Here is a 23,740-nt window from a genome sequence, read left to right as displayed (position 1 = left end):
ATTACTTTTTGCTTTTTGCTTTTTCGGCAATTCTTAATTTTGCACTACGCGCTCTATTATTACTTGCAATTTCTTTTTTAGAAGGAACCACCAATCCACCTACTTTTTTAAGCGGAAGAGTCATATTCCCATAAAAATCTTTATCTGGCTCTCCTTCAAATTTTCCTGATCTAAAAAAGTTCTTTACCAACCTATCTTCCAACGAGTGATAACTAATAACACTTAAGCGACCTTCCTCATTTAATAACTCTGGCACTTGCATTAAAAATTCTTTAATCACCTCAATCTCTTGATTCACTTCAATACGTATAGCTTGATAAATCTGAGCTAAAATTTTATGTTCTACCCGTGCAGGCAAAAATTGCTTTAAACCAGATTTTAATTGATCTGTGGTTTTAATTGGCTCCGCTTCTCTATTGGCAATAATTGCCGTAGCTATAGCATTAGCATTTCTTAAATCACCATATTGAAATAACACCCTACGCAATTCATCATAATCATAAGCATTCACTACATCATAAGCAGAAACTGTATTTCGCTTACTCATGCGCATATCTAAATCGGCATCAAAACGAGTAGAAAATCCGCGCTCCGCAACATCAAACTGATGAGATGAAACACCAAAATCACCCAAAATCCCATCCACCTTACGCACTCCGTAAAACTTTAAAAACTGACCAATGAATCTAAAATTCTCATGAATCAAAACAAAACGCTCATCATCAATAGCATTTTTAAGCGCATCTTCATCTTGATCAAAGGCGTATAATTTTCCTTTCGCCCCTAAGCGACTCAAAATTTCTTTTGAATGACCACCGCCACCAAAAGTAACATCCACATAAATGCCGTCACTTTTAATATTTAGTCCATCTATAGACTCCGTTAATAATACTGGATTATGATAATTCATCTTCGTCTCCTCCCATTACTTCTTCTGCCAATGCCGCAAAGTCTAGAGTAGTATCCTCCAACACTTTTTCGTAGCTATCTTTATCCCAAATTTCAATAATATTAATAGCCGAACTTAAGACTACTTCTTTAGCAATATTTGCAACATCAATTAAATTCTTAGGAATTAATAATCTTCCTGTTGCATCAATCTCTATTACCTTTACACCTGCAGAAAAACGACGGATAAAATCATTGTTCTTTTTGACAAAACGATTTTTCTTATTCATTTTCTCCATTAAGAGATTCCACTCTTTCATTGGATATAATTCTAAACAAGGTTGAAAGACTGATCGCTTGATAACAAAACCATCTGTTAACACTGGAGACATCTGATTTTTAAGCGCAACAGGCAGCATTACCCGACCTTTCGCGTCCGCTTTACAATCATATGTACCAATGAAATTGATCACTTTTTTATCCTTGTTTCAAATTATAACTCAAATATATTGATTTTATTACCACAATTTACCACTATTTACCACATTGTTAATAAATTCTGATATATTAGAGGTCTGAAAACTTCCAAAAAAGGCCAAAAACGGACTTTAGAATTTTCAAAAACAACAATTACAAGGCTCAAAATTGTCTTGACAAATGACATTAAAACAAGTATAGACGTATTATTAGGAAATGTCTATATTTGCCGTTACAGAATACAACCTACATTAATGAAAGAAGAGTTAATCACGGAAGGCAAATACAAGTACGTTGAAGTAGGCGAAGGCACTCCAATAATCGTTTTACATGGATTAATGGGGGGATTAAGTAATTTTGAGGGAGTCATGAATTATTTCCCCAATAAAGGATATAAGATTCTTGTTCCTGAATTACCTATTTATGACAAACCCCTTTTAAAAACTACCGTAAAAAGTTTTGCAAAATTTGTTGATGATTTTATAAAGCACAAAGACTTAAAAGACGTTATCCTTCTAGGTAATTCTTTAGGCGGTCATATAGGATTATTACATACTAAATTATTCCCTAAAAACGTAAAAGCACTAATAATTACCGGGAGCTCTGGATTGTACGAAAGTGCCATGGGAGACGGATATCCACGTAGAGGCGATTACGAATTTATAAAGAAAAAAGCGCAAGATGTTTTTTACGATCCTGCGGTTGCAACCCCTGAAATTGTCGATGAAGTTTTTGCTACAGTTAATGACCGTATAAAATTGGTTAAAACTTTGGCTATTGCAAAAAGTGCCATACGTCATAACATGGCTAAAGATTTACCTAAAATGAGTACACCAACATGTATTATTTGGGGTAAAAACGACAACGTTACTCCACCAGATGTTGCTGTAGATTTTCATAAATTATTACCAGATTCAGATTTATTTTGGATAGATAAATGTGGCCATGCAGCAATGATGGAACACCCTGATGAATTTAATACGATATTAGAAGCCTGGCTTAAAGCCCGTAAGCTCTAATACAAAAAAACAATCCATGAAAGTAAAGTCAGCCGAGTTTGTAATGAGCAATTCTAATGTAACGAATTGTCCTAAAGAGCCTATTCCAGAATATGCTTTTATAGGGAGATCTAACGTAGGAAAGTCCTCATTAATTAATATGCTAACCGATAAAAAGAGTTTAGCAAAAACCTCAGGAAGACCAGGAAAAACACAATTAATTAATCATTTCAAGATTAATGACAGTTGGTATTTGGTAGATTTACCCGGTTACGGCTACGCTAGAGTTTCTAAAAGAGACAAAAAAACCTTTCAAAGATATATCACTGATTACTTCTTAGAGAGAAAGCAATTGGTTTCTGCTTTTGTCCTTGTAGATATACGTCACGAACCACAAAAAGTAGATTTAGAATTTCTAGAGTGGATGGGCGAAAACCAAATTCCGTTTTCTATCATTTTCACCAAGGCCGATAAATTGAAGCCAAACGTAATTGAAAAAAATGTTCAAACGTACATTGATCATTTATTAGAAAGTTTGTGGGTAGAAGCACCTAAATACTTTATTACTTCTGCCTCAAAAAATATTGGGCAAGACGAAGTCCTAGACTACATTGATCTTATGAATGAAAATTTCGAAAAAGATAATTGGGCAGATTTTATCTAATTCGTATTAATTTAAAGTAGCTAAAACTTCACTCATTAAACTTTCAACGTTTTCTAGAGAATTCATTTTATCCGTTGTTATTACCACCTCAAAATCTTCATGGGTTTCTGCAAGTACAATTGGAAACGTATACTTAGCATCGAATTTAGAACTGTACATTTTCAAAAATTCATCCTTATGAAGAAATTCCATTGGAGTAGTTGATTGCGCTCTAAATTTCCTCCAAATCTTATTCTCTGTGAAAATACCAAAAGTGATATCACACAAACTACATTCATAGGTACTTGGACTAAAAATTTTATGCGCCGTATCTAATACAGCATTGTGTGTTCCTGAATTTGCATTATAAATAAAAATCAACTTTTCTACATTTACCTTTTCCATACCGCTACATCATCTTATCTTTAGCCTAGCTTAAACACTTTATCATGAAAAACACTAGACTAGTTATTCTATCGCTACTTCTACTCTTTATTACAGGCTGTAAGTCTCCAAAAAATACTGTTGCTTACAGCTCCGACACATTAAAATTAATTCCGCTATCCAATAATGCCTTTCAACATATTACCTACCTCAATACTAATGATTACGGAAAAGTTGCCTGCAACGGACTTGTTGTCATACACAATAATGAAGCCATAATTTTTGACACCCCAACTTCTAATGCTGTAAGTACCGAATTAATACGTTGGATTACTGAAATTAAAAAAAGTAGTATCAAGGCCGTAGTGGTAAATCATTTTCATGAAGATTGCCTAGGTGGCCTAACTGCCTTTCACGACATAGACATTCCTTCTTATGGGAACACGCAAACATTAGCCTTATCAAAAGAGAAAAACCTTGTAACTCCGAACTATGGTTTTGATTCCGAAATAACATTAAAAGTTGGGGAATTAGAAGTAATGAACCGCCATTTTGGCGAGGCACACACCGCTGATAATATCGTGAGCTACATACCTAGTGAAGCATTACTTTTTGGCGGTTGCATGGTTAAAAGTTTGAATGCAACTAAAGGATATACTGGCGATGCCAACCTGGAGGAATGGAGCAATACAATCCAAAAGATTAAAGAGGAGTATCCGGATTTAAAACTAGTAATTCCTGGTCACGGCGATGCCGGTGGCCAGGAATTATTAGATTATACTATTGAACTGTTTAAATAAACTTATTTTTTCAGCTCTAATTTTTCTGCAAAATAATCGCAAAAATCTTTCATGGTAGCCGTCATTTTTTCGTCTTGAGTAGCTTTCATAAAAGTATCGGATAAAGACACTAAAGTTTGATGAAAAAATGTTTTCATTTCATCTACAGGCATATCCTTGGTCCATAAATCTATTTTTAACGATTCTTGGTTTTTACTATCCCAAACAGATAACAACATTGCTTTTGCTTCTTCATTATCTATGCCGCCATCTTCAGCAGACCAATTAAGTTCTTCCGGCACTCTGTTTTCGTCTAAACCTACACGTAATGTTATTTCTGAGGTATGTAATTTTGCCATTATTTTCTAGGTTTGTAATTTGATTTATTAAAAATTTCTTCTGTAGGGATTGTCAACAACTGCTGCACAGTGACATCATTATTTTTCATGAAAGCCCGTACAATTTGCCAACCTACATATTGCCCAATTCTTCCAGGAGATTCATTATCTAGCTCTAATTGAAATTTAGAAAATGGAGCAGGATCTATAAATCTTGGCTGCAATTGCTTTTCGGTACTATACAAAAGTTCTCGCTCCACAAAATAGCGCCAGATCTGTTCTTCATTAGCTTCTGCCCATTCTAACTGTTCTTGCGTATACCCTATACGTTGCGCCTCTGATTTAAAAGGTATTAATTTATCTTTTAAATAAAGTTCTTTACCATAATAAACGAGCTGATCTAAAAAAGTTCTTCCTTTTTGACGAGGCATTACTGCAGCACTAAATTCTGAAGCTACATCACTTACAATGTATTGCTTATCTAATCCTGCAGAAATATAATTCTGAAATCCTTTATAAAATTTATGATCCTTGCCTAAATAATTATCCAACCCAATTAGCAATAAGGTATCTGCCAAAATAACGCGACTCCCATAACTAACATCGGATGTTAAAGTAACCACTCTTGGAGTTGGAAACTTTGGAAAGTAATATTTTATATGCTGAAACAAACGCGTTAACTCCTCTGTTTCCGTATCAAATTTAGGAAATACCTTCTCTACCTCTGTATTCAATTCTATTTGAATAGTATCCTGCAATTTTAACAACCAAACGCTGTCTGTGTATTGCTGTGGAAATAAATATGGGTACTTAGCCTTGGTTACATTTAAGTTTTCAATGGTTGTTTTTGCAAACTCCTGATCAAAGCGGTCTACTTGAACATCAACCTTTATTTTATCAATCTCTTGAGCTACCTTATCTTCTTCCTCACAATTGTAAAAAAAGAAAGACGAAAATAGTAAAAGAGCAAAAATTAACTTCTTCATATAAAGTAATTTCTATTAAGTTTTATTTATTAGTACTTAGGTTTTATTTTTACGAAGCAAAGTTAATTGTTTTCAACTTAAAAAAATAGCCCAATGCAAACGGAAAAAGTAATAAATCACATCGTAGACTGGTTAAAAGATTATGCAACAAAAGCTAATATGAAAGGATTTGTCATTGGCATATCTGGCGGAATAGATTCTGCTATCACTTCTACATTATGTGCAAGAACAGGATTAGATTTACTTTGCTTAGAAATGCCTATTCACCAAGCAGAAAACCAAGTAGGCCGAGCAGAAAGACATATCGCATGGCTACAAGAGAATTTTAGTAATGTAAAAAGACAAGAAGTAAACCTCACTCCTGTATTTGATAGTTTAGTAGCTGCAATGCCAAGAGTAGAAAACGAAGAAGAACGTTTTATGTCTTTAGCAAACACGCGCGCTAGATTGCGAATGACCAGCTTATATTATTTTGCAGCCCTTGAATCTTATTTGGTAGCTGGCACCGGAAATAAGGTGGAAGACTTCGGTGTAGGATTTTACACCAAGTATGGAGATGGCGGGGTAGACTTAAGTCCGATTGCCGATTTATTAAAAACTGAAGTTTGGGAAATTGCTAAAGCTTTAGGTGTTAATGAAGAAATTATCAATGCCGCTCCTACTGACGGACTCTGGGGAGATGACCGTACCGATGAAGACCAAATTGGAGCTTCATATCCTGAATTAGAATGGGCCATGGAAATGGTGGATAAGGGCAAAACAGTGGATGATTTTTCAGGACGACAAAAAGAGGTGTTTAGCATTTACAAAAGGTTTAATACTGCTAATAGACATAAAATGGTTCCTATCCCCGTTTGTGAGATTCCTAAGACACTAAAATAACCACTCACCTTAAAATCAAGTGAATAAAACGAAAAAATAAGGTGGTTTCATAAAAAAAAATGAAATTTACACTAGAAATCAGATAAATAAACTTTACATTGCATGTCAGAAATTATTGGCTTTTAGGTGTAATAAGTTGAAAATCAATAAAAAAAAAGGAACATGATTAAAGTATTAATTGCTGATAACCATCCAGTTGTAAGAGCAGGTATCAAGTTTGTTTTAGATACAGCATCAGATTTTGAGGTTATTGCAGATGTCGCAACGACAACCGAATTGTTTGAAAAATTAGAGACAATAAGCCCAGATGTAGTGATGCTAGAGATGGACATACCTGAGATTAACGGTATTGCTACTTTAAGAAAAGTTAAGGCTGAGTATCCTGATGTTAAAGTTCTTATCTACAGTGGCCAATCTGAAGATGTGTACGCATTAAGTACTATCAGAGCTGGTGCTTATGGTTATTTATCTAAGACCGCTGATTTAGACTATATTATTTCTGCTGTAAGAAAAGTAAGTAAAGGTGATATGTTCATTACTAATGAACTTGCACAAAGACTTGCCTTTGATGAAGGCACAAAAAAGCCAAGAAGATTTTTCAGAAAACTATCTACTAGAGAAGTTGAAGTTTTAAAAATGTTGGCTAGTGGTAAACGTAACAAAGACGTTGCTATTGGTTTAAACTTAAATGAAAAAACAGTAAGTACTTACAAAGCACGTTTAATGCGTAAGCTTAACGTTGATAACTTAGTAGACTTATTACAACAAGCAAAAGCCTTAGAATTATATTAATTCTAAGCCATTATATAGTAAAAAAGCCTAGCAATGCTAGGCTTTTTTATTTTAACCATTTTTCTTTTAAGACAACACTCTATTTAATTTCTTATTCAAGAGCGTATTCAAATGAATGTAATTCATAATCTCTTCAAGAATTTCTCTATGATCATTTTCAGCCTTTGTGGTTTCACTCTGCAAGGCATTAATTCTACGCTTAATTAAAAAGCAGCGCAAGGTTAGTATCGTTTCATTCGTTAATTGCGCTATAGATACTTCTTTTTCCTTTGGATAAATCTCTTTACGTGCCCAATCATGCAAGACATACTTTTCTTCTTCCATTAGAATAGAAGATATCTCAGACACCATTTCCTGATCTAGTGGTGCTATAAATGTATTGATACTAAATTTCTCATTCTCATTGAGCTCCTGAATTAACTTCCCGTAGATATTTTTGAACTTCTCATTACTCAACTCTATCTCATCATCCTGTAGGTCTAGAAATATTTTCTCGTAAACTTTTGCTTCAATTTTTTCTGGCTCAAGTTCTAAATCTCCTTTTTCATTTTCTTTTAAAATAAGATCTTCAAACTCTTGTGGAGAGTTTCCATACAACAACAATATTTCAATGATTTTTCGCTCTAATTCAAATTGGACATCCACCTTTTGCCCAACTTCTTCGTTTTTAACTACATTAAAAACTTGCTCTTTCTGCTCAACTTTCGCCTTCTTTTGCGTGTCAGAAACATCTTTTTTATCAATTTGAGCTAACGTATTAAAAAGTACCGCTTCAGAGATGTTCATAATCTGAGCACACTCTTGAATATATATTTCTTTTTGAATACGATCCGGAATTTTTGAGATGCTATGCACAATGTCACGTACTGTATCTGCTCTCTTCACAGGATCACTCTCTGCATCTTTCACTAACAAAGAAGCCTTGAATTGTATAAAGTCTTTGGAATTAGTATTTAGATACTCAAGAACCTCCTCTAGACTATTATTTTTCGCAAAACTGTCGGGATCCTCACCTTCTGGAAAAGAACAAACCTTTACATTCATTCCCTGCTCTAGAATTAAATCAATTCCTCGTAAGGAGGCTCGTAGCCCAGCTGCATCACCATCAAATAAAACAGTAATATTTTTAGTTAACCTATTAATTAATCGAATTTGCTCTGGAGTTAATGCGGTTCCACTAGACGCTACCACATTTTCTATTCCGCGTTGGTGAAACTGAATAACATCTGTATAGCCTTCTACCAAATAACAATTATCTTCTTTTGCGATAGCTTGTTTTGCGTGGTAAATACCATACAACACCTTGCTCTTATGGTAAATATCACTCTCTGGAGAGTTTAAGTATTTTGCTGCTTTCTTATCATTTGTTAAAATACGTCCGCCAAAACCTAATACACGACCACTTAAGGATTGAATAGGAAACATGACACGCGCTTTAAAACGGTCAAATTTTCGAGAATTAGCAGGATTAGCCGCATCTTCTTTTACTATGGTTAGCCCGGTGTCTGATAAATACTTTATTTGATACCCTTTTTCTAATGCTGCATTGGTAAAGGAGTCCCAATTATCTAAACAATACCCTAAGGCAAATTTCTTAATGGTCTCATCTGTAAAACCACGCTCTTTAAAATAAGAAAGACCTATCGCCTTTCCTAATTCTGTATTCCAAAGTATATCCGTAAAGTACTTCTGCGCGTATTCTGAAACCAGGTACATGCTCTCTCTTTCATTAGCCTGCTCCTTCTGCTCATTACTTTGCTCTGTTTCTTCTATCTCTATATTATACTTTTTAGCTAAGTGTTTAATCGCCTCCGGATAGGTAAAATGTTCATGCTCCATTAAAAAGGCAACGACATTACCTCCTTTACCGCTACTAAAATCTTTCCATATTTGTTTTACAGGACTTACCATAAAACTAGGAGACCTCTCATCTGTAAACGGACTCAACCCTTTAAAGTTAGACCCAGATTTTTTGAGCTGCACATAATCGCCAATAACCTCCTCTAAACGAGCAGTTTCATACACTTTATCGATCGTAGATTTTGATATCAAACTCTTCTATTTTGTTTAAATTAAGATTCCTTTAGAACCCTCAAATATAACTATAAATATGATCCTATCACGGTTTACAGGGGTGTCAATTTTACTACAAAAAGGGTTTTACACACTTCATAATTACCGCAATTTTGTATCAGAAATAATAACAAATAAATAATTAATCTTTTTAAAACTAAACATTATGATCTGGGGAATTACACTCGTATTATTAAGCATCATTGCAGTACCATCTTTAATCTTATCAAAAAAACCAAACGCCAAAGAGTTATTAGAAAAAATTGAACCTTACCAAGCATGGATCGGAATGGTATTTTGTTTCTGGGGAATTTGGGGAATTATAAGTGCTGTATTAAACATTGGATGGCTGACAGTAGCACCAATATGGTGGATTACGTTCTTGGCTGGAAATATAGTTTCTGCTGCACTAGGATTTATGTTAGGATTTGGATTGATCAACAAGTACGTCCTTTCTAAAAACGAAAATGCAAAAGAGAAAGCAGATGCTATACGTGCGAAAATTGCACCGAAACAAGGAAAATTAGGCGTACTAGGTCTTATCGTAGGTGCTTGGATGATTGTTGCCTCTTTTCTTTTCGCTGTCTAAAAACACCATAAATTGCTGTAAATAAAAGCACTATGAAAAAATATATTATTCAAACCTTTATTTTACTATTCACTATGACTGCAATGGCTCAAACTGCTCCACCAAGTATAAGTGTTAACGGAACCACGACACATACCATTAAGCCAACATTTAATGCTAAAATGATTCTTAGCTTAAATAACGTGTATTACGATGCCCCTGGGATGACTTTTCCAGAATTAAAAGAAAGCTACTTCGCTGCTTTAAAAAAGCAAGGTATTGACCTTAAAGCATTGAAAGAAGATAAGTTTGCTTATGAACTCTTACGCTACGAAAAAGAAGGTACATACTTTGAATTTGAAACCAATTCTATAGAAACGCTTGAAAAATTTATTTCTATAAAAGCATTTGGGGTATCACAATCTGATTCTAGCTTTGAGTACACCTTAACAGATGATGAAATTGCAACTTATGCAAAGGCAGCTTATGACAATGCGAAAGCAAAGGCAGAGGCTATTGCAAAGAAAATAGATCGTAAAGTGGGTAAAGCAATATATATCCACGATAGTTCTTCCAATAAAATGTCAGAATCACTTTATTATGGCTCTGATTTCTCAAAAAGAGACTACCAAATATCGGTTTCTTTTGAATTGCTATAAACCTTTAGTTGGTTGTTTGTAGAGAAGACCTTGCGTACTATTACCGGTATTGTTTTTAGGAAACTTGCGCAAGGTTCTTCTTATTTTAAATAAATAGAATGCTATTTTTTACCTTTGAGTTAAAACTAAAGCATGATTCTATTTTTTGGAACAAGAACAGGAAAAACAATTCAAAGAGAATTAAAAACAAGCTCTTGTACCTTCTGCCAACAGAGAAACACACTATACTTTTCTGAAAGCAGCACTTATTTTCATCTATTTTGGATAAAACTTTTTAAGATAGCAACCACAAAAACAATAGCTTGCTCGCACTGCAAAAAAGTGTATTACGAAAATGAATTCTCATCAGAAATGCAGCAAGAAATTAATTCAAATTAAAAAGCCAAGACTTAGTCTTGGCTTTTTTGTTTTAATCCAAATCAAACCGAAGTCCTAAAGAAATATTATGCTGATCTACCAGTGCATCTTTAAAAATAGGGTTTAAATCATACTTTACATATAACTGCGTATTTCCAAAACCTGCATACGCACTTAGTCCATAAATTAAATTACTGGTATTATAATCTCTTTTTAATTTATCTTTTACATTCTCCCCATCAACTTCATATTTCAATTTTTGGCGTGTCCCCAAATTAAAACCTCCATATCCTCCAATACCAAAACGGAATTTCTTGTACACATCATATCTAATCGTTTTATCCGTTTTTGTCAATTTAGACGGACCAAATTCAAAATGAATAGGGAATACCAAATTATCCATACGTAGTTTTGCCTTATCTAATTCGTATTGAAAATCTTCCAGTGTTGTTTGCCCATCATTAACCACAAAATATTGATTATTCTTAGCTTTTAACCCATTAAATTGGAAAGAAAATCCATAATTAAATCGCATAAAATTGCTATTCTTAAACACACGCGTTCTCCACTGCCAACCCATCTCAAAAAAACGACTACCGCCTATTTTATAAGGAGAATCTTCTAAAGATTGATCCTCAATAATAGCATTATTTAGACCTACAGCGATAACAAAATCTGAATAGGTACGTCTATCATATTTTAAATCTAACTTTTTCTTATCCGTATCTATGTTGATGCCGAACAACCGGTCTTCACCTTCATCTTTTGAACCCCAATTAATTTCCACCATAGAACCACTGGTTCCCAAGGAGTCTAAAGCTAATACTTGACCGCCATTACGTTCTAGTAATGCAATTTCATGGTCTATAATACTTAGTCTATTTTCAATATTTAAAGCACGTTTCTTTGCTGCTGCTTCTTTTAAGACTTGCGCCTCAACTTCTGTAATCTCTTTAGCATCTAGCTGCTTCATAATCGAAGCAATTTCTACCTTAAGAGCATGTTTTTCTTGTATTGGTATTTCAGATTTTAACTGATTTAAAGTAACAACTTTACTCTTGTAATCTTCTTGCCCCAATACGCTTTGTGCCAAAAGACCAAAGTATAATATTGCGATATATAGTATAGTGATTTTCATGTGATGATTATTTTTTGATTAGTAATTAATGAACAAACTCCGCCCTGCTCCTTTTCTAAATACAGCTGATATCAGAAAAGAAAAAATGGTATTCTAAATTAGTATTGATTTTAGTTATTCCGATCTGCGACTGCAGTTCTCACTTTAAAAAAGCCCTCTTTTAAGGTATCAAACAAATGATCTCTAAAGGATGTATCCAATTCATTTTCAGCCTCATCCAATAATACCATAGCATCTACCTTATTTGATGTTGACTTGAAAATTTTGTCTGCTAATATTTCACGTTCCGCTTTTCGCAACAGTGCCTCTATCTCTGCATCAGAAACCACTGTATTATTAGACTCTAGCGCATCTACCTGAGCTACTAGATCTTTTATTTTTGAATTGATGATTTCGTCTTTATTAAAAACATTTTGATGAACCGTAGCTATAACTTTATCTTCTCTCTGTACCATTTCTGTAATTTCAGGATTAGACGTAGCCACAGTGTTTTTTGAATTATACACTTCATTTTCCAATACCTTTGCTTCCTTTTTATCTTCTAAAACAATTGTATTTAATGAATTGTCTTTGCTTTTATTCGCTACAGGCGGTAAAACAAATTGCTCTATTGGAGCTTCCAATTCTTTACTTTTCTCATTATTTTCATTTGCAATAGTTGTTTCAGGAAGAACTATAGTATTTTCTGCTCCTATATAAAAGACAAAAGACGCAATTAACAACCCAATAAGGCACGCTGCAATAGCATACCATGCAAAACCTTTTGATTTTTTTACTGGAGAAGATACTATCTGTCCAGAAATTTTATCCCAAGCGTTTGCAGATGGCATAATCGTACGCTCATCTAGTTTTTCTTTTATATGTTCTTCAAATTTAATTGGTGCCATAACTTACTATTTTTTGTTCCTTCATTTGCTCTTGGAGCGTTCTTCTTGCTTTAAATAATTGCGATTTTGAGGTGCTTTCAGAAATATTCAGCATATCGGCAATTTCGCTGTGCTTATAACCTTCTACTGCATAAAGCATAAAAACCATTTTATATCCTTCAGGAAGCTTATCTATCAACAATTGTATTTGTTCTGCATCTACTTCTGAGGAGAAAGAAATTTGAGATGCTGAATTCCGTTCAAAAACATCATCATCAAACACTACAAATTGTTTTTTGCGTAAATAGGTTATTGATTCTCTAATCATGATTCTACGAATCCACCCCTCAAAACTACCTTCAAATTTAAAGGTGTCTAAATACTTAAACACTTTTACAAAACCTGTTACCATAACGTCTTCAGCAAAGGCCGTATCTTTTATATATTGCCGACAAACACTAAGCATTTTAGGCGCATTCTTTTCATAAATATGCTTCTGAGCTTGTGCATTACCTGCTACCGCTTTTTTGATCAGAAGTTTTTCGTTTGTATAAAAAGAAATAATCTTCAACGTATTATAGTTTTAGTTTCTATAAAGATAGACGAGACCACTTTTAAAAAGGTTGTCTACGATCTAAAAAAAAATGAAAAAAAATTACAACCTACTGATTTTTAGATAAATAAAAATATTATATTTTTCTATCTACTACATAATTCACCATGAGCTGCAGTGAATTTTTATAATCAGAATCTGGATAAGTCTCTAGTATTGCTAATGCTTGATCTTTAAACTCCAGCATTTTTGTTATCGCATAATCAAGTCCTCCGTTATCTTTTACAAAATTGATAACCTCTTTTACGCGTTTTTTATCTTTGTTGTGGTTTTTTATGGAATTGATAACCCACCTCTTCTCCTTTTTAGAGCAGTTATTGAGCACATATATTAAAGGAAGTGTCATCTTCTGCTCTTTAATATCAATACCCGTAGGTTTACCAATAGCGGCATCACCATAATCAAACAAATCATCTTTTATTTGAAACGCCATTCCGCAGTACTCCCCAAACTTTCTAAAAACTTCTACCTCTTCAGAATCGGGTTTTACAGAACAGGCCCCCAAACTACAACATGCTGCAATTAAGGTCGCAGTTTTTTGGCGGATAATTTCATAATACACTGCTTCGGTAATATCTAAACGCCTTGCTTTCTCTATTTGAAGTAATTCCCCTTCGCTCATTTCTCGAACCGCTACGGAGATAATTTTAAGCAAATCAAAATCGCCGTTATCTATAGACAGCAATAAGCCTTTTGACAAAAGATAATCACCAACCAAAACGGCTATCTTATTCTTCCAAAGTGCATTGATCGAGAAAAAGCCGCGACGTTTATTACTTTCATCTACTACATCATCATGCACTAAAGTAGCGGTATGGATTAGCTCAATAACTGAAGCTCCCCGATACGTCCGTTCATTTACTTCACCATTGTTAATTAGTTTAGAAGTAAGAAAAACGAACATGGGTCGCATTTGTTTTCCTTTTCTATTTACAATGTAGTGGGTAATTCTATTTAGAAGAGCAACCTTAGAGGTCATAGATTCATAGAACTTCTTTTCAAAAAGTTCCATTTCCGTAATGATGGGTTCTTTTATTTGGTCAACAACTTTCACAAATAGTACTCCTGTAGTTATGCTTACATTTAGTTCTTTGTAAAATTAGCTAAAAAATACAAGTAGGCTAATCCAGACAGGGTTAATTTAAATAGAAATTGGCAGAAAATAAAATTTACAGCAATACCCCTGATTTCAGGGGTGAGACTTTCACCATCACTAGGGGTCACCAAACTGCTACTATACGCTATATTTGCCCAAGGAAATAATAATTAAACATTTTAAAATGAAGAAAAAATTTATTGTATCGTTAGCTATTTTATTAGTTGGAGGTTTAAGTGCTACACAAGCTCAGAAATTAAAAAAATTCGGTAGCTCTGTTGAGAAAAAAGTGGGGCCAAAAACGATTAAAGTTCCTTATACCGATGTCATTTCGTATTTAGGATATGCTGAATCTGGCAATGAAGATGAAGTTAAAGACAACAAGAAGTTTTATTACATCTACGTATGGGTTCCTTTAGCAGCTCCAGAATTGGGAGTACGTATGGTTTCACCTACAGATGGAAAAACTAAAGGTGCTACAGCATCTAAAGAGTATACTGAGAATGCTAGCTCTAAAGATTTTTTTGATACCTATATCACCTTAGAGCGTTCTGATATTGTTTCAAGTGACGGACTTACGGATAGCAGTGCAAAAGCAGCTAACTGGGTTACTTTAGCTAGTAATGATGATAGTTCTGAGATGCCTAAGCAACCAAGCGGAAGCAGCTACAACTCTCTTTTAAGATATAAGAGTGAAATAAGCAACCCTACAAAGGCAATTACTGCTGGATTGTACAGAGTTGGATTTACAACCTACAAAACAGGTGAAGTAAAAGGTACGTTTATGGCTGAAGTTGCTGCTCCAATTAAATTACCAGGAGTAGTTATGGCTAAAACAATTGAAGAATTAAATGCTAAGATTGCAGCAGAATAATTTAAATAGTTTAGTGTTAAATAGTAAAAAGGGGTTGTTTTTAAACAACCCCTTTTTTTTTATGCTTTATTTGCTAATTGACCGCAAGCGGCATCAATATCTTTTCCGCGAGACCTACGCACCGTAACAGCTATATTATGCTGCTCTAAGGTATTCACATACATATCTATAGCGGCATTTGAGGCTTGCTGAAACTCCCCATCATCTATGGGATTATATTCTATTAAATTTACTTTAGACGGAGCGAACTTGCAAAAGTCTACTAAGGCATCGACATCTTTCTGACTGTCATTAATTCCTTTCCAAATTACATACTCATAAGTAATTCTACTTTTTGTTTTTGCATACCAATATTGCAAGGACTGTCTTAAATCTGTTAATGTAAAATTAGCATTAAAAGGCATAATAGAAGTTCTAATCTCATCTATAGCCGAATGCAAAGAGACTGCTAGTTTAAATTTAACCTCATCATCTGCCATTTTACGAATCATCTTAGGCACACCCGACGTAGAAACTACAATACGTTTTGGAGACATCCCCAATCCTTCCGGAGACGTAATCTTGTCTATGGCCTTTAAAACGTTGTTATAGTTCATTAGAGGCTCTCCCATACCCATAAAAACAATATTACTCAGTGGGCGGTTAAAGTACAACCTACTTTCATTGTCTATCGCTACAACCTGATCATAAATTTCATCAGGGTTCAGGTTTCGCATGCGTTTTAAGCGTGCCGTAGCACAGAACTTGCAATCTAAACTACAACCAACCTGGCTAGATACACAAGCGGTACTTCTAGTTTTTGTAGGAATTAATACAGATTCTACAATTAAATCATCATGCAAACGTACCGCATTTTTTATGGTACCGTCATTACTTCGCTGCATGACATCTACCTTAATGTGGTTGATTACAAAATTATTTTCTAGCATGTCTCTAGTTTCCTTAGAAACATTAGTCATTGCTTCAAAAGAGTGTGCCCCTTTTTGCCAAAGCCATTCATACACTTGATTTCCTCTAAAGGCTTTATCACCATTTGCAACAAAGAATTCTCGTAATTGTTCTTTGGTTAAGGCACGTATGTCTTTCTTTTTGATTGTATCCACGTATTAAAGATAGGTATTTTTAAAAATTGTATTTAAAAATAAATCCCGCCAAGACTAATAAGCTCAAGCGGGATTCATTTAACAAATAAAGGATCGTTATATGATTAACATTGCATCGCCATAAGAATAGAATTTGTATCCTTCTAAAATAGCTTCTTTATATGCTTTTTTCATTAAATCATGGCCCATGAAAGCAGATACCATCATCAATAAGGTAGATTTTGGTAAATGAAAATTAGTTACCATACAGTTTGCTATACTAAAATCATAAGGAGGGAAAATAAATTTATTGGTCCAACCTTCAAAAGTATTTAGCGTATGTTGCGAAGAAACTCCACTTTCCAAACCTCTCATTACCGTAGTACCTATGGCACAAATACGTTTTTTATTCTTCTTAGCGCTATTCACTATTTCCGTAGTTTTCTCGTCAATAATCAATTCTTCGCTATCCATTTTGTGCTTAGATAAATCTTCAACCTCCACTGGGTTAAAAGTACCTAAACCAACATGTAATGTTAATTCTGCAAAATCTACACCTTTAATCTCTAAACGCTTTAATAAATGTTTAGAAAAGTGTAAGCCCGCTGTTGGTGCTGCTACCGCTCCTTCATGCTTTGCATAAATAGTTTGGTAACGCTCCGCATCTTCTGCTTCTGTTTCTCTCTTTATATATTTTGGTAAAGGCGTATCTCCAAGCTCTTTAAGTTTTCTTCTAAAATCTGTGTAAGAACCGTCATATAAAAAACGAAGGGTTCTTCCTCTAGAGGTTGTATTATCAATAACTTCTGCTACTAACGTATCATCATCCCCAAAATACAATTTATTACCAATACGAATTTTACGTGCAGGATCTACTAAAACATCCCAAAGACGTTGTTCCTCGTTTAATTCTCTTAATAAAAACACTTCAATACGCGCACCCGTCTTTTCTTTGTTTCCGTATAGTCTCGCAGGAAAAACTTTGGTGTTATTTAATACCATGACATCACCTTCATCGAAGTAATCTATCATATCCTTGAACATTTTATGTTCAATTTTACCTGTTTCTCTATGAATTACCATCAACTTGGATTCGTCTCTATTTTCTGCAGGGTATTCTGCTAATAGCTCCTCTGGTAATTCAAAATTAAATCCGGATAATTTCATGTATCAATTTTTTGTTATTGTTAATGCGGCTGCAAAGATACAATCCTGAATAGGGCGTTGTCAAGTAAAACACCGTTTATATTTTGAAATATTGATTATTAAAGTCTATCTACTAGTGATTTAGTAGTAAATACATTAAAAACCTACGAACTAAGAACTCCAAAAAAGAATTATTGCTCCTGCACACCTATTCCCAAAGTGGCCATATCTCTCCAGAAATCAGGAAAAGATTTAGACACAACTTCTGCGTTATTAATAAAAATAGTTGTCTTTAACGCTAAAGGCGCGAAGGCCATAGCCATTCTATGATCATTATAGGTATCAATAGCAACATCTGCATGTATCGCTGTTGTTGCTTTTAACGTTAAGGTTTTATCGGTCACCGTTATAGCCGCTCCTAATTTAGAAAGCTCTACATCTAAGGCTTCTAACCTATCAGTTTCCTTAATCTTTAAGGTATGTAAGCCTGTTAAGTAACAAGACATCTGTAATCCAAAACACGTCACCGCTATCGTTTGTGCAATATCTGGCGCATTTGCCAAATCCCACTCTAAATTTTCAACGGTAGGTTTTGCTATTTTTTTAAGTATAATACTATTCTCTTGATAAACTGTCTCTACTCCAAAAGAGGTGTAGATTTCAGAAAGAACACTATCTCCTTGAAGGCTGTTTTCTTTATATGAAGACAAGGATATTTGTGACCCTATTTCTGAAAGTGCCACAATACTATAAAAGTATGATGCAGAGCTCCAATCCGATTCTACAACTAAGGTTTGCGTCTTTACCTCTTTCTTAGGAAACACTTTAATACTATTTCCTTCAAAAGAATTTTCTATCTTCAATTGTGTTAATAAAGCAAGTGTCATTTTTATATAAGGCACTGAAGTAATCTTACCAACCAACGCTAACTCCAAACCATTTTCTAATTTGGCTGCATTGAGCAACAAAGCTGAAATATACTGACTACTTATATCTGCGGGAAGCGATACTTTCTGATCAGAAAGTTTTTTTCCTTTTATCTTAAGTGGTGGATAGCCCACATTTTTTTCATATGTAATCTCGGCCCCTAAAGCATTCAATGCATCTACCAAAACGCCAATTGGACGTTCAGTCATTCGTTGCGAACCGGTCAAAACAACCTCTTTACCTTCTTGAGAAGCAAAATAAGCTGTTAAAAAACGCATTGCTGTTCCTGCATGATGAATATCTACTACTCCTGAAGCAATTTTTAAACCTTTTGCCATAACCTGTGCATCATCAGAGTTTGAGATATTGTCAATCTCTAAATTAGGATATAGTGCTTGCAATAGCAACATACGGTTAGACTCACTCTTTGAGCCTGTAACCTTTATGGCTTCTTTTATTAAATTACTTTGCGGAAGGGTAAGATGTAGTTTCAATATACAGTAGTATTTTTAGGATTTTCTACTCAAAAAATTAAGCCGTAAAGATACTACTATTCGAGCTTTTTATTGTTATGATGTCTGTCGTGATCACGTTTTGTTTTCAAATCTAACTTTTTATCAAAAGCTTGTTGCAAATCTATCCCAGTTTGGTTTGCTAAACATAACACAACGAAGACTACATCTGCTAATTCTTCTCCAAGATCTTTATTTTTATCAGATTCTTTTTCACTCTGTTCTCCATATCTACGAGCAATAATACGAGCAACCTCACCAACTTCTTCCGTTAATTGCGCCATATTGGTAAGTTCATTAAAATAACGAACTCCGTGTTCTTTAATCCAAGTATCTACCGCTTTTTGCGCATCTGAAATATTCATGATCTATTGTTTTATTCTTTATTTTTTGTATCTATAGAAATAGTAACCGGACCATCATTTACAAGTGCCACTTTCATGTCTGCCCCAAAAACACCTGTTCCTACTTTTTTCCCTAAATCTTCTTCTAATTTTTCAATAAATTGCTCGTAAAGCGGGATAGCAACTTCTGGTCTTGCTGCTTTTATATACGATGGCCGATTCCCCTTTTTAGTTGCAGCATGCAGTGTAAACTGACTCACAACAATAACATCACCTTTAGTGTCTAAAAGTGATTTATTCATAACCTCATCTTCATCATTAAAAATACGCAGATTGGTGATTTTTCTGGAAAGCCACTCTATATCTTCTAAACTATCTGCATCTTCTATCCCTAGCAGGATAAGCAAACCTGCATTAATCTCAGCAATTATTGCTCCCTCAACGGCAACACTCGCATTGGCTACTCTTTGCAAAACTACTCTCACTTTTTCTCTCCGTAAATATCTGTTCTATAATTCTCTTCTTCCCCATTTACCATCTGCACATAACTGCGATACCTACTCCATGCCACTTCATCATTATCTAACGCTTCTTTTATAGCACACTTAGGCTCTTCAATATGCAAACAATTATTAAATTTACAATGTTGTTTTAAAGCAAAAAACTCGGGGAAATAATTTCCTATTTCTTCCTTTTCCATATCTACAATTCCGAAACCTTTTATTCCCGGCGTATCTATAATTCTAGCATCAAAATCTAAATCATACATTTCTGCAAACGTAGTGGTATGTTGCCCTTGTGCATGTTGTACCGATATCTTTTTTGTTTTCAAGTCTAGTTTAGGTTCTAACGCATTTACCAATGTAGATTTCCCCACTCCAGAATGTCCTGAAAACATACTGGTTTTACCCACCATTAACTCTTTTACTTTGTCTATATTCTTTCCTGTAGTAGAAGAAATACCAATACACGTGTACCCTATACTTCTGTACAATGCCGCTAAGTATTTTATTTCATCGGTTTCCTCCTCATTATACGTATCTATTTTATTAAATAATAAGATAGTTGGAATATGATAGGCTTCTGCCGTTACCAAAAAACGATCCATAAAACTTGTAGATGTTGGCGGATTATTTAAGGTGATCATTAAGAATACTTGATCTAAATTGGCCGCAATAATATGGGTCTGTTTTGATAGATTTACAGACTTACGAATAATATAATTCCTACGATCTGCAATAGCATTTATAATACCGATGGTTTCATCACCAATAGTTTCTACCTCAAAAGTTACATGATCTCCAACAGAAACTGGATTGGTACTTTTAATGCCTTTAATTCTAAATTTTCCTTTAATTCTGCATTCGTAAAAGCTACCCTCTGCGGTTTTTACAGTGTACCAACTACCAGTAGATTTATATACGACTCCTTGCATTTACTTCTTTTTCGATTGCGATATACAAAATAACAACTTTTATGCGTAACTAAGTACAAGAAACGAAGTTGGTTTTCCTATTACACAAGAGTATCGATAAAATCACAAAAAATAACTTATTCAATAATTCTTACTCTACCACCTGCAAATGTATTTTTATTTACATATTCTGGGTTACCATAAACAGTTACATCTCCACCAGCTTTAATTTTAATATCTACTTTTTTTGAAGCATAAACATCTGCTTCTCCTGCTGCGGTAATTTTCACTGTTGCCGTCTCTGCCCTTAGCTCTTTACCTTCAAATATTCCTCCAGTATTCAAAACTATTTGCTGATTTTTTGCCATTCCAGATGCATCCACAATACCCCCCGTAACTGCCCGCACTATAAGGACATCTACATCTAAACCAACTTTTATTAATGCTCCTTCTTGCGTTTTAAGCTCAATGGTATTCTGTTCTATGGTAGCATTTGATGTAATTCTAGCACCTTCATTCCCATCTATCAAACTTAAATCTGTATAATATACCTCAACAAAAGTATCTTCCCCATGAAATTTTTTATCCAACTCCATTCTAATTTTAAGTACCCCATTATTGTTTACCAATTTTATATCATCAACATTTTTTCCTTTGATAAGCACTTTATTTTCTTCAGATTTAATCAAGTTTACCTCAATAAGATCAAAAACCTTAACCTCATGAAAATCGCCCATATCTCTATCTAAAGTTCGTTGTGATAAGGCACTAAGGGTTACTAAGAAGAATGCTGCAAGTATTAAATTTTTCATATCGTGATTATTTTAATTTTTATAAAGACACCTCGATTTTAAGAATGTTACACTTTTAAAAATAAAAAACCCGCTTTAAAAAAGCGGGTTTACTTATGAATATTATTTTACTCCTTAAGAGTTTATAACTTTCTCTTGGTGATTTATTGATTCTTGGTGAATTGCTTTAAACATTTTTAAAACAAACTCCTCACTTAATCCTTTAGATTCTCCTTCTAAGATCATTGCTCCCAAAATTTGATTCCATCTGTTTGATTGAAGAACTGCAACATTTTTTTGCTTTTTTAAGGCTCCAATACCATCAGAAATTTTCATTCTCTTTCCTAACATTTCAATAAGCTGTGTATCTACCACATCTATCTGAGCTCTTAAGTTACTCAAATCGCTATTGTATTCTGCTTCAGGATCAGACTCTTTTCTAATTTTCAAATCACGCATGATTTGCACTAGTTTCTCTGGCGTTACTTGTTGCGCAGCATCACTCCAAGCATTTTCAGGATCAAAATGCGTTTCAATCATTAGACCATCAAAGTTCAGATCTAATGCTGTTTGACATACATCAAAAATCATTTCTCTATTTCCAGTAATATGCGATGGATCGTTTATTAAAGGTAAATCTGGAAATCTATTTTGAAACTCAATAGCTAATTGCCATTCTGGAATGTTTCTGTATTTTGTTTTTTCGTAAGTAGAGAATCCTCTATGAATAGCGCCTAAGTTTTTAACACCAGCAGTCTTTAATCTTTCAATACCACCTAACCAAAGTGCTAAATCTGGGTTTACTGGGTTTTTAACCAATACAATCTTATCCGTTTCCCCTAAAGCATCGGCAATTTCTTGCATGATAAACGGGCTTACGGTAGAACGTGCACCAATCCATAATAAATCTACATCATGTTCTAAAGCTAATTTTACATGCGCTGCATTTGCAACTTCTGTACAGGTTTTCATTCCTGTTTCTGCTTTAACTTTTTGCAACCACTTTAAACCTAAAGCTCCTACACCCTCAAACATTCCTGGGCGAGTTCTAGGTTTCCAAATACCAGCGCGGTAGTAATTTACATCAGTATCTTTTAATTGATGTGCAATTTTAAGTACTTGCTCTTCCGTTTCCGCACTACATGGCCCTGCTATTACTAGAGGATGATCTAGTTTCATATCATCCAACCATGTTCTCATTTGTTTTGAATTCTCCATCTCTTTGTTATTCTATTTTTTATTAAGTGGTATTCCGTTTAAAATCTCTTTTATTCTATTGGTACTATTCATTTCATTATAGATACCTTCAAAATCATCATCTAAAAGCATTTGCTTAAACTCTTTTAGATTTTCTATATACTCTTCTAATGTCTCTACAACATTAGCTTTGTTATGCTTAAAAATTGGTGTCCACATGGCTGGTGAACTTTTTGCTAATCGCACCGTACTTTCAAATCCACTCCCTGCCATATCAAAAATATCGCGCTCATTCTTTTCTTTTGCTATGACAGTTTTACCCAACATAAAAGAACTGATGTGCGACAAATGCGACACATAGGCAATATGCTTATCATGTGCTTCCGGATTCATATACCGAATACGCATGCCCAATTGCTGAAAAATTGCCAATGCTTTTTCTTGCAATTTGAAAGCTGTTTTTTCTACCTCACAAATAATATTTGTTTTACCACGGTACAAATTATTAATTGCTGCTGCTGGACCTGAAAACTCTGTTCCGGCAATAGGATGACATGCTAAAAAATTTCTTCTTTTAGGATGTGAAACCACGGCATTACAAATTAACGATTTTGTAGAGCCTGCATCCAACACAACTGCATCATCATTTACGACATCCAACACTTTAGGAAGCTCCAAAACCATAACATCTACAGGTACTGAGACGATTACGATATCCGCTATTGACAAATCATTATAAGTGGCTTTTTTATCAATAAGTTCAATTGCTAAAGCTTCTTCTATATGTTTTTCATTGATATCAATACCATAAATCACCGCATCAGGATTAGTAGCTTTTATATCCTTAGCCATTGACCCTCCAATTAATCCGATACCTACAACAAATACGTTCATTTTATTTTGATCACTTTTTACG

28 protein-coding genes are annotated in these 23,740 nt (G+C 34.3%); 9 read left to right on the top strand and 19 right to left on the bottom strand.

Annotation, left to right across the window (positions count from 1 at the left end; translation table 11 throughout):
• Window position 1: 1 nt before the first annotated feature.
• Both rsmH and mraZ read right to left on the bottom strand, forming a co-directional pair.
• A complete protein-coding gene (gene rsmH, locus M666_RS08380; protein WP_029447056.1) occupies window positions 2-910 on the bottom strand; it encodes a 16S rRNA (cytosine(1402)-N(4))-methyltransferase RsmH in 909 nt (302 codons plus the stop codon).
• Window positions 897-1,361 carry a division/cell wall cluster transcriptional repressor MraZ gene (gene mraZ, locus M666_RS08375; RefSeq protein WP_024481720.1) on the bottom strand — a complete coding sequence of 155 codons (465 nt, stop codon included), beginning with the start codon at window positions 1,359-1,361 and terminating at the stop codon, window positions 897-899. The genes rsmH and mraZ overlap by 14 nt, the downstream gene beginning before the upstream one ends.
• A gap of 258 nt (window positions 1,362-1,619) precedes the next feature.
• On the opposite strand from mraZ, the gene M666_RS08370 reads away from it, so the two are divergent.
• Window positions 1,620-2,384, top strand: a complete 765-nt coding sequence (locus M666_RS08370; RefSeq protein WP_024481721.1) for an alpha/beta fold hydrolase — start codon at window positions 1,620-1,622, stop codon at window positions 2,382-2,384.
• A 16-nt stretch (window positions 2,385-2,400) separates the two neighbouring features.
• A complete protein-coding gene (yihA, locus tag M666_RS08365; protein WP_024481722.1) occupies window positions 2,401-3,027 on the top strand; it encodes a ribosome biogenesis GTP-binding protein YihA/YsxC in 627 nt (208 codons plus the stop codon).
• Window positions 3,028-3,033: 6 nt separating this feature from the next.
• Here the strand turns inward: yihA and M666_RS08360 are convergent, their stop codons facing one another.
• Window positions 3,034-3,411: a hypothetical protein gene (locus tag M666_RS08360; protein ID WP_025615849.1), complete on the bottom strand. Its 378-nt coding sequence runs from the start codon at window positions 3,409-3,411 to the stop codon at window positions 3,034-3,036.
• 44 nt (window positions 3,412-3,455) lie between these two features.
• Between M666_RS08360 and bla the strand changes: the two genes are divergently transcribed.
• Window positions 3,456-4,190: a subclass B1 metallo-beta-lactamase gene (bla, locus tag M666_RS08355; RefSeq protein ID WP_029447057.1), complete on the top strand. Its 735-nt coding sequence runs from the start codon at window positions 3,456-3,458 to the stop codon at window positions 4,188-4,190.
• A gap of 2 nt (window positions 4,191-4,192) precedes the next feature.
• On the opposite strand, the gene gldC is transcribed toward bla, so the two are convergent.
• Window positions 4,193-4,528, bottom strand: a complete 336-nt coding sequence (gene gldC, locus M666_RS08350; RefSeq protein WP_024481725.1) for a gliding motility protein GldC — start codon at window positions 4,526-4,528, stop codon at window positions 4,193-4,195.
• Window positions 4,528-5,493: a gliding motility lipoprotein GldB gene (gene gldB / locus M666_RS08345; protein ID WP_029447058.1), complete on the bottom strand. Its 966-nt coding sequence runs from the start codon at window positions 5,491-5,493 to the stop codon at window positions 4,528-4,530. The genes gldC and gldB overlap by 1 nt, the downstream gene beginning before the upstream one ends.
• Before the next feature lie 93 nt (window positions 5,494-5,586).
• On the opposite strand from gldB, the gene nadE reads away from it, so the two are divergent.
• Window positions 5,587-6,375, top strand: coding sequence for an NAD(+) synthase (gene nadE, locus M666_RS08340; protein WP_024481727.1), 789 nt, complete (start codon window positions 5,587-5,589; stop codon window positions 6,373-6,375).
• A 162-nt stretch (window positions 6,376-6,537) separates the two neighbouring features.
• The gene (locus tag M666_RS08335) at window positions 6,538-7,167 is read left to right on the top strand and encodes a response regulator (RefSeq protein ID WP_024481728.1); all 630 of its coding nucleotides are present in this window, start codon (window positions 6,538-6,540) and stop codon (window positions 7,165-7,167) included.
• 66 nt (window positions 7,168-7,233) lie between these two features.
• Here M666_RS08335 and dnaG read toward each other — a convergent pair whose 3' ends face one another.
• Window positions 7,234-9,219 (bottom strand): DNA primase, encoded by a 1,986-nt coding sequence (dnaG, locus tag M666_RS08330; protein ID WP_025615852.1) that lies wholly within the window; start codon window positions 9,217-9,219, stop codon window positions 7,234-7,236.
• Window positions 9,220-9,406: 187 nt separating this feature from the next.
• Between dnaG and M666_RS08325 the strand changes: the two genes are divergently transcribed.
• From M666_RS08325 to M666_RS20220, 3 genes are all read left to right on the top strand, one after another.
• Complete coding sequence (locus M666_RS08325) at window positions 9,407-9,829, top strand: hypothetical protein (RefSeq protein WP_024481730.1); 423 nt, start codon at window positions 9,407-9,409, stop codon at window positions 9,827-9,829.
• Window positions 9,830-9,861: 32 nt separating this feature from the next.
• Window positions 9,862-10,467 (top strand): SIMPL domain-containing protein, encoded by a 606-nt coding sequence (locus tag M666_RS08320; RefSeq protein WP_029447059.1) that lies wholly within the window; start codon window positions 9,862-9,864, stop codon window positions 10,465-10,467.
• A gap of 132 nt (window positions 10,468-10,599) precedes the next feature.
• Window positions 10,600-10,845 (top strand): zinc-ribbon domain-containing protein, encoded by a 246-nt coding sequence (locus M666_RS20220; protein ID WP_029447060.1) that lies wholly within the window; start codon window positions 10,600-10,602, stop codon window positions 10,843-10,845.
• 31 nt (window positions 10,846-10,876) lie between these two features.
• Here M666_RS20220 and M666_RS08315 read toward each other — a convergent pair whose 3' ends face one another.
• The 4 genes from M666_RS08315 to M666_RS08300 all read right to left on the bottom strand — a co-directional run bounded on the left by M666_RS08315 (window position 10,877) and on the right by M666_RS08300 (window position 14,495).
• Window positions 10,877-11,962: a porin family protein gene (locus M666_RS08315; protein ID WP_029447061.1), complete on the bottom strand. Its 1,086-nt coding sequence runs from the start codon at window positions 11,960-11,962 to the stop codon at window positions 10,877-10,879.
• 110 nt (window positions 11,963-12,072) lie between these two features.
• Window positions 12,073-12,849, bottom strand: coding sequence for a hypothetical protein (locus M666_RS08310; protein ID WP_029447062.1), 777 nt, complete (start codon window positions 12,847-12,849; stop codon window positions 12,073-12,075).
• Window positions 12,836-13,399, bottom strand: coding sequence for an RNA polymerase sigma factor (locus tag M666_RS08305; protein WP_024481734.1), 564 nt, complete (start codon window positions 13,397-13,399; stop codon window positions 12,836-12,838). The genes M666_RS08310 and M666_RS08305 overlap by 14 nt, the downstream gene beginning before the upstream one ends.
• Before the next feature lie 118 nt (window positions 13,400-13,517).
• On the bottom strand, window positions 13,518-14,495 hold the full coding sequence (locus tag M666_RS08300; RefSeq protein WP_029447063.1) for a polyprenyl synthetase family protein: 978 nt from the start codon (window positions 14,493-14,495) through the stop codon (window positions 13,518-13,520).
• Window positions 14,496-14,721: 226 nt separating this feature from the next.
• Between M666_RS08300 and M666_RS08295 the strand changes: the two genes are divergently transcribed.
• Window positions 14,722-15,411 (top strand): Lipl32 family lipoprotein, encoded by a 690-nt coding sequence (locus M666_RS08295; RefSeq protein ID WP_024481736.1) that lies wholly within the window; start codon window positions 14,722-14,724, stop codon window positions 15,409-15,411.
• 59 nt (window positions 15,412-15,470) lie between these two features.
• Here the strand turns inward: M666_RS08295 and rlmN are convergent, their stop codons facing one another.
• The 9 genes from rlmN to M666_RS08250 form a co-directional block, all read right to left on the bottom strand.
• Entirely contained in the window at window positions 15,471-16,514 is a 1,044-nt protein-coding gene (rlmN, locus tag M666_RS08290; RefSeq protein ID WP_025615858.1) for a dual-specificity RNA methyltransferase RlmN, read from the bottom strand.
• 96 nt (window positions 16,515-16,610) lie between these two features.
• Window positions 16,611-17,660: a tRNA preQ1(34) S-adenosylmethionine ribosyltransferase-isomerase QueA gene (gene queA, locus M666_RS08285; RefSeq protein WP_024481738.1), complete on the bottom strand. Its 1,050-nt coding sequence runs from the start codon at window positions 17,658-17,660 to the stop codon at window positions 16,611-16,613.
• Between the two features lie 170 nt (window positions 17,661-17,830).
• Window positions 17,831-19,060: a 3-phosphoshikimate 1-carboxyvinyltransferase gene (locus M666_RS08280; protein WP_025615859.1), complete on the bottom strand. Its 1,230-nt coding sequence runs from the start codon at window positions 19,058-19,060 to the stop codon at window positions 17,831-17,833.
• 56 nt (window positions 19,061-19,116) lie between these two features.
• Window positions 19,117-19,443: a nucleotide pyrophosphohydrolase gene (locus tag M666_RS08275; RefSeq protein ID WP_029447064.1), complete on the bottom strand. Its 327-nt coding sequence runs from the start codon at window positions 19,441-19,443 to the stop codon at window positions 19,117-19,119.
• 11 nt (window positions 19,444-19,454) lie between these two features.
• Window positions 19,455-19,907, bottom strand: a complete 453-nt coding sequence (dtd, locus tag M666_RS08270; protein ID WP_029447065.1) for a D-aminoacyl-tRNA deacylase — start codon at window positions 19,905-19,907, stop codon at window positions 19,455-19,457.
• A complete protein-coding gene (gene rsgA, locus M666_RS08265) occupies window positions 19,904-20,857 on the bottom strand; it encodes a ribosome small subunit-dependent GTPase A (protein ID WP_025615861.1) in 954 nt (317 codons plus the stop codon). The genes dtd and rsgA overlap by 4 nt, the downstream gene beginning before the upstream one ends.
• Window positions 20,858-20,973: 116 nt before the next feature.
• On the bottom strand, window positions 20,974-21,648 hold the full coding sequence (locus M666_RS08260) for a head GIN domain-containing protein (RefSeq protein ID WP_029447066.1): 675 nt from the start codon (window positions 21,646-21,648) through the stop codon (window positions 20,974-20,976).
• A 114-nt stretch (window positions 21,649-21,762) separates the two neighbouring features.
• Window positions 21,763-22,845: a bifunctional 3-deoxy-7-phosphoheptulonate synthase/chorismate mutase type II gene (locus M666_RS08255; RefSeq protein ID WP_024481744.1), complete on the bottom strand. Its 1,083-nt coding sequence runs from the start codon at window positions 22,843-22,845 to the stop codon at window positions 21,763-21,765.
• Between the two features lie 12 nt (window positions 22,846-22,857).
• The gene (locus M666_RS08250; RefSeq protein WP_029447067.1) at window positions 22,858-23,718 is read right to left on the bottom strand and encodes a prephenate dehydrogenase; all 861 of its coding nucleotides are present in this window, start codon (window positions 23,716-23,718) and stop codon (window positions 22,858-22,860) included.
• Window positions 23,719-23,740: the final 22 nt, after the last annotated feature.

It is taken from the genome of Cellulophaga baltica 18 (assembly GCF_000468615.2).
Lineage (GTDB): Bacteria > Bacteroidota > Bacteroidia > Flavobacteriales > Flavobacteriaceae > Cellulophaga > Cellulophaga baltica.
Note: the sequence above shows the minus strand (reverse complement) of the source record. Positions and strands in the feature narration are given on the sequence as shown.

Coding starts and splice junctions, on each gene's coding strand:
- M666_RS08250 (WP_029447067.1), bottom strand. CDS start 23,718: ATGAACGTATTTGTTGTAGGTATCGGATTAATTGGAGGGTCAATGGCT.
- rsmH (WP_029447056.1), bottom strand. CDS start 910: ATGAATTATCATAATCCAGTATTATTAACGGAGTCTATAGATGGACTA.
- queA (WP_024481738.1), bottom strand. CDS start 17,660: ATGAAATTATCCGGATTTAATTTTGAATTACCAGAGGAGCTATTAGCA.
- gldB (WP_029447058.1), bottom strand. CDS start 5,493: ATGAAGAAGTTAATTTTTGCTCTTTTACTATTTTCGTCTTTCTTTTTT.
- nadE (WP_024481727.1), top strand. CDS start 5,587: ATGCAAACGGAAAAAGTAATAAATCACATCGTAGACTGGTTAAAAGAT.
- M666_RS08325 (WP_024481730.1), top strand. CDS start 9,407: ATGATCTGGGGAATTACACTCGTATTATTAAGCATCATTGCAGTACCA.
- M666_RS08310 (WP_029447062.1), bottom strand. CDS start 12,849: ATGGCACCAATTAAATTTGAAGAACATATAAAAGAAAAACTAGATGAG.
- M666_RS08255 (WP_024481744.1), bottom strand. CDS start 22,845: ATGGAGAATTCAAAACAAATGAGAACATGGTTGGATGATATGAAACTA.
- M666_RS08295 (WP_024481736.1), top strand. CDS start 14,722: ATGAAGAAAAAATTTATTGTATCGTTAGCTATTTTATTAGTTGGAGGT.
- gldC (WP_024481725.1), bottom strand. CDS start 4,528: ATGGCAAAATTACATACCTCAGAAATAACATTACGTGTAGGTTTAGAC.
- rsgA (WP_025615861.1), bottom strand. CDS start 20,857: ATGCAAGGAGTCGTATATAAATCTACTGGTAGTTGGTACACTGTAAAA.
- bla (WP_029447057.1), top strand. CDS start 3,456: ATGAAAAACACTAGACTAGTTATTCTATCGCTACTTCTACTCTTTATT.
- M666_RS08360 (WP_025615849.1), bottom strand. CDS start 3,411: ATGGAAAAGGTAAATGTAGAAAAGTTGATTTTTATTTATAATGCAAAT.
- M666_RS08315 (WP_029447061.1), bottom strand. CDS start 11,962: ATGAAAATCACTATACTATATATCGCAATATTATACTTTGGTCTTTTG.
- yihA (WP_024481722.1), top strand. CDS start 2,401: ATGAAAGTAAAGTCAGCCGAGTTTGTAATGAGCAATTCTAATGTAACG.
- M666_RS08335 (WP_024481728.1), top strand. CDS start 6,538: ATGATTAAAGTATTAATTGCTGATAACCATCCAGTTGTAAGAGCAGGT.
- M666_RS08260 (WP_029447066.1), bottom strand. CDS start 21,648: ATGAAAAATTTAATACTTGCAGCATTCTTCTTAGTAACCCTTAGTGCC.
- M666_RS20220 (WP_029447060.1), top strand. CDS start 10,600: ATGATTCTATTTTTTGGAACAAGAACAGGAAAAACAATTCAAAGAGAA.
- M666_RS08320 (WP_029447059.1), top strand. CDS start 9,862: ATGAAAAAATATATTATTCAAACCTTTATTTTACTATTCACTATGACT.
- M666_RS08370 (WP_024481721.1), top strand. CDS start 1,620: ATGAAAGAAGAGTTAATCACGGAAGGCAAATACAAGTACGTTGAAGTA.
- M666_RS08275 (WP_029447064.1), bottom strand. CDS start 19,443: ATGAATATTTCAGATGCGCAAAAAGCGGTAGATACTTGGATTAAAGAA.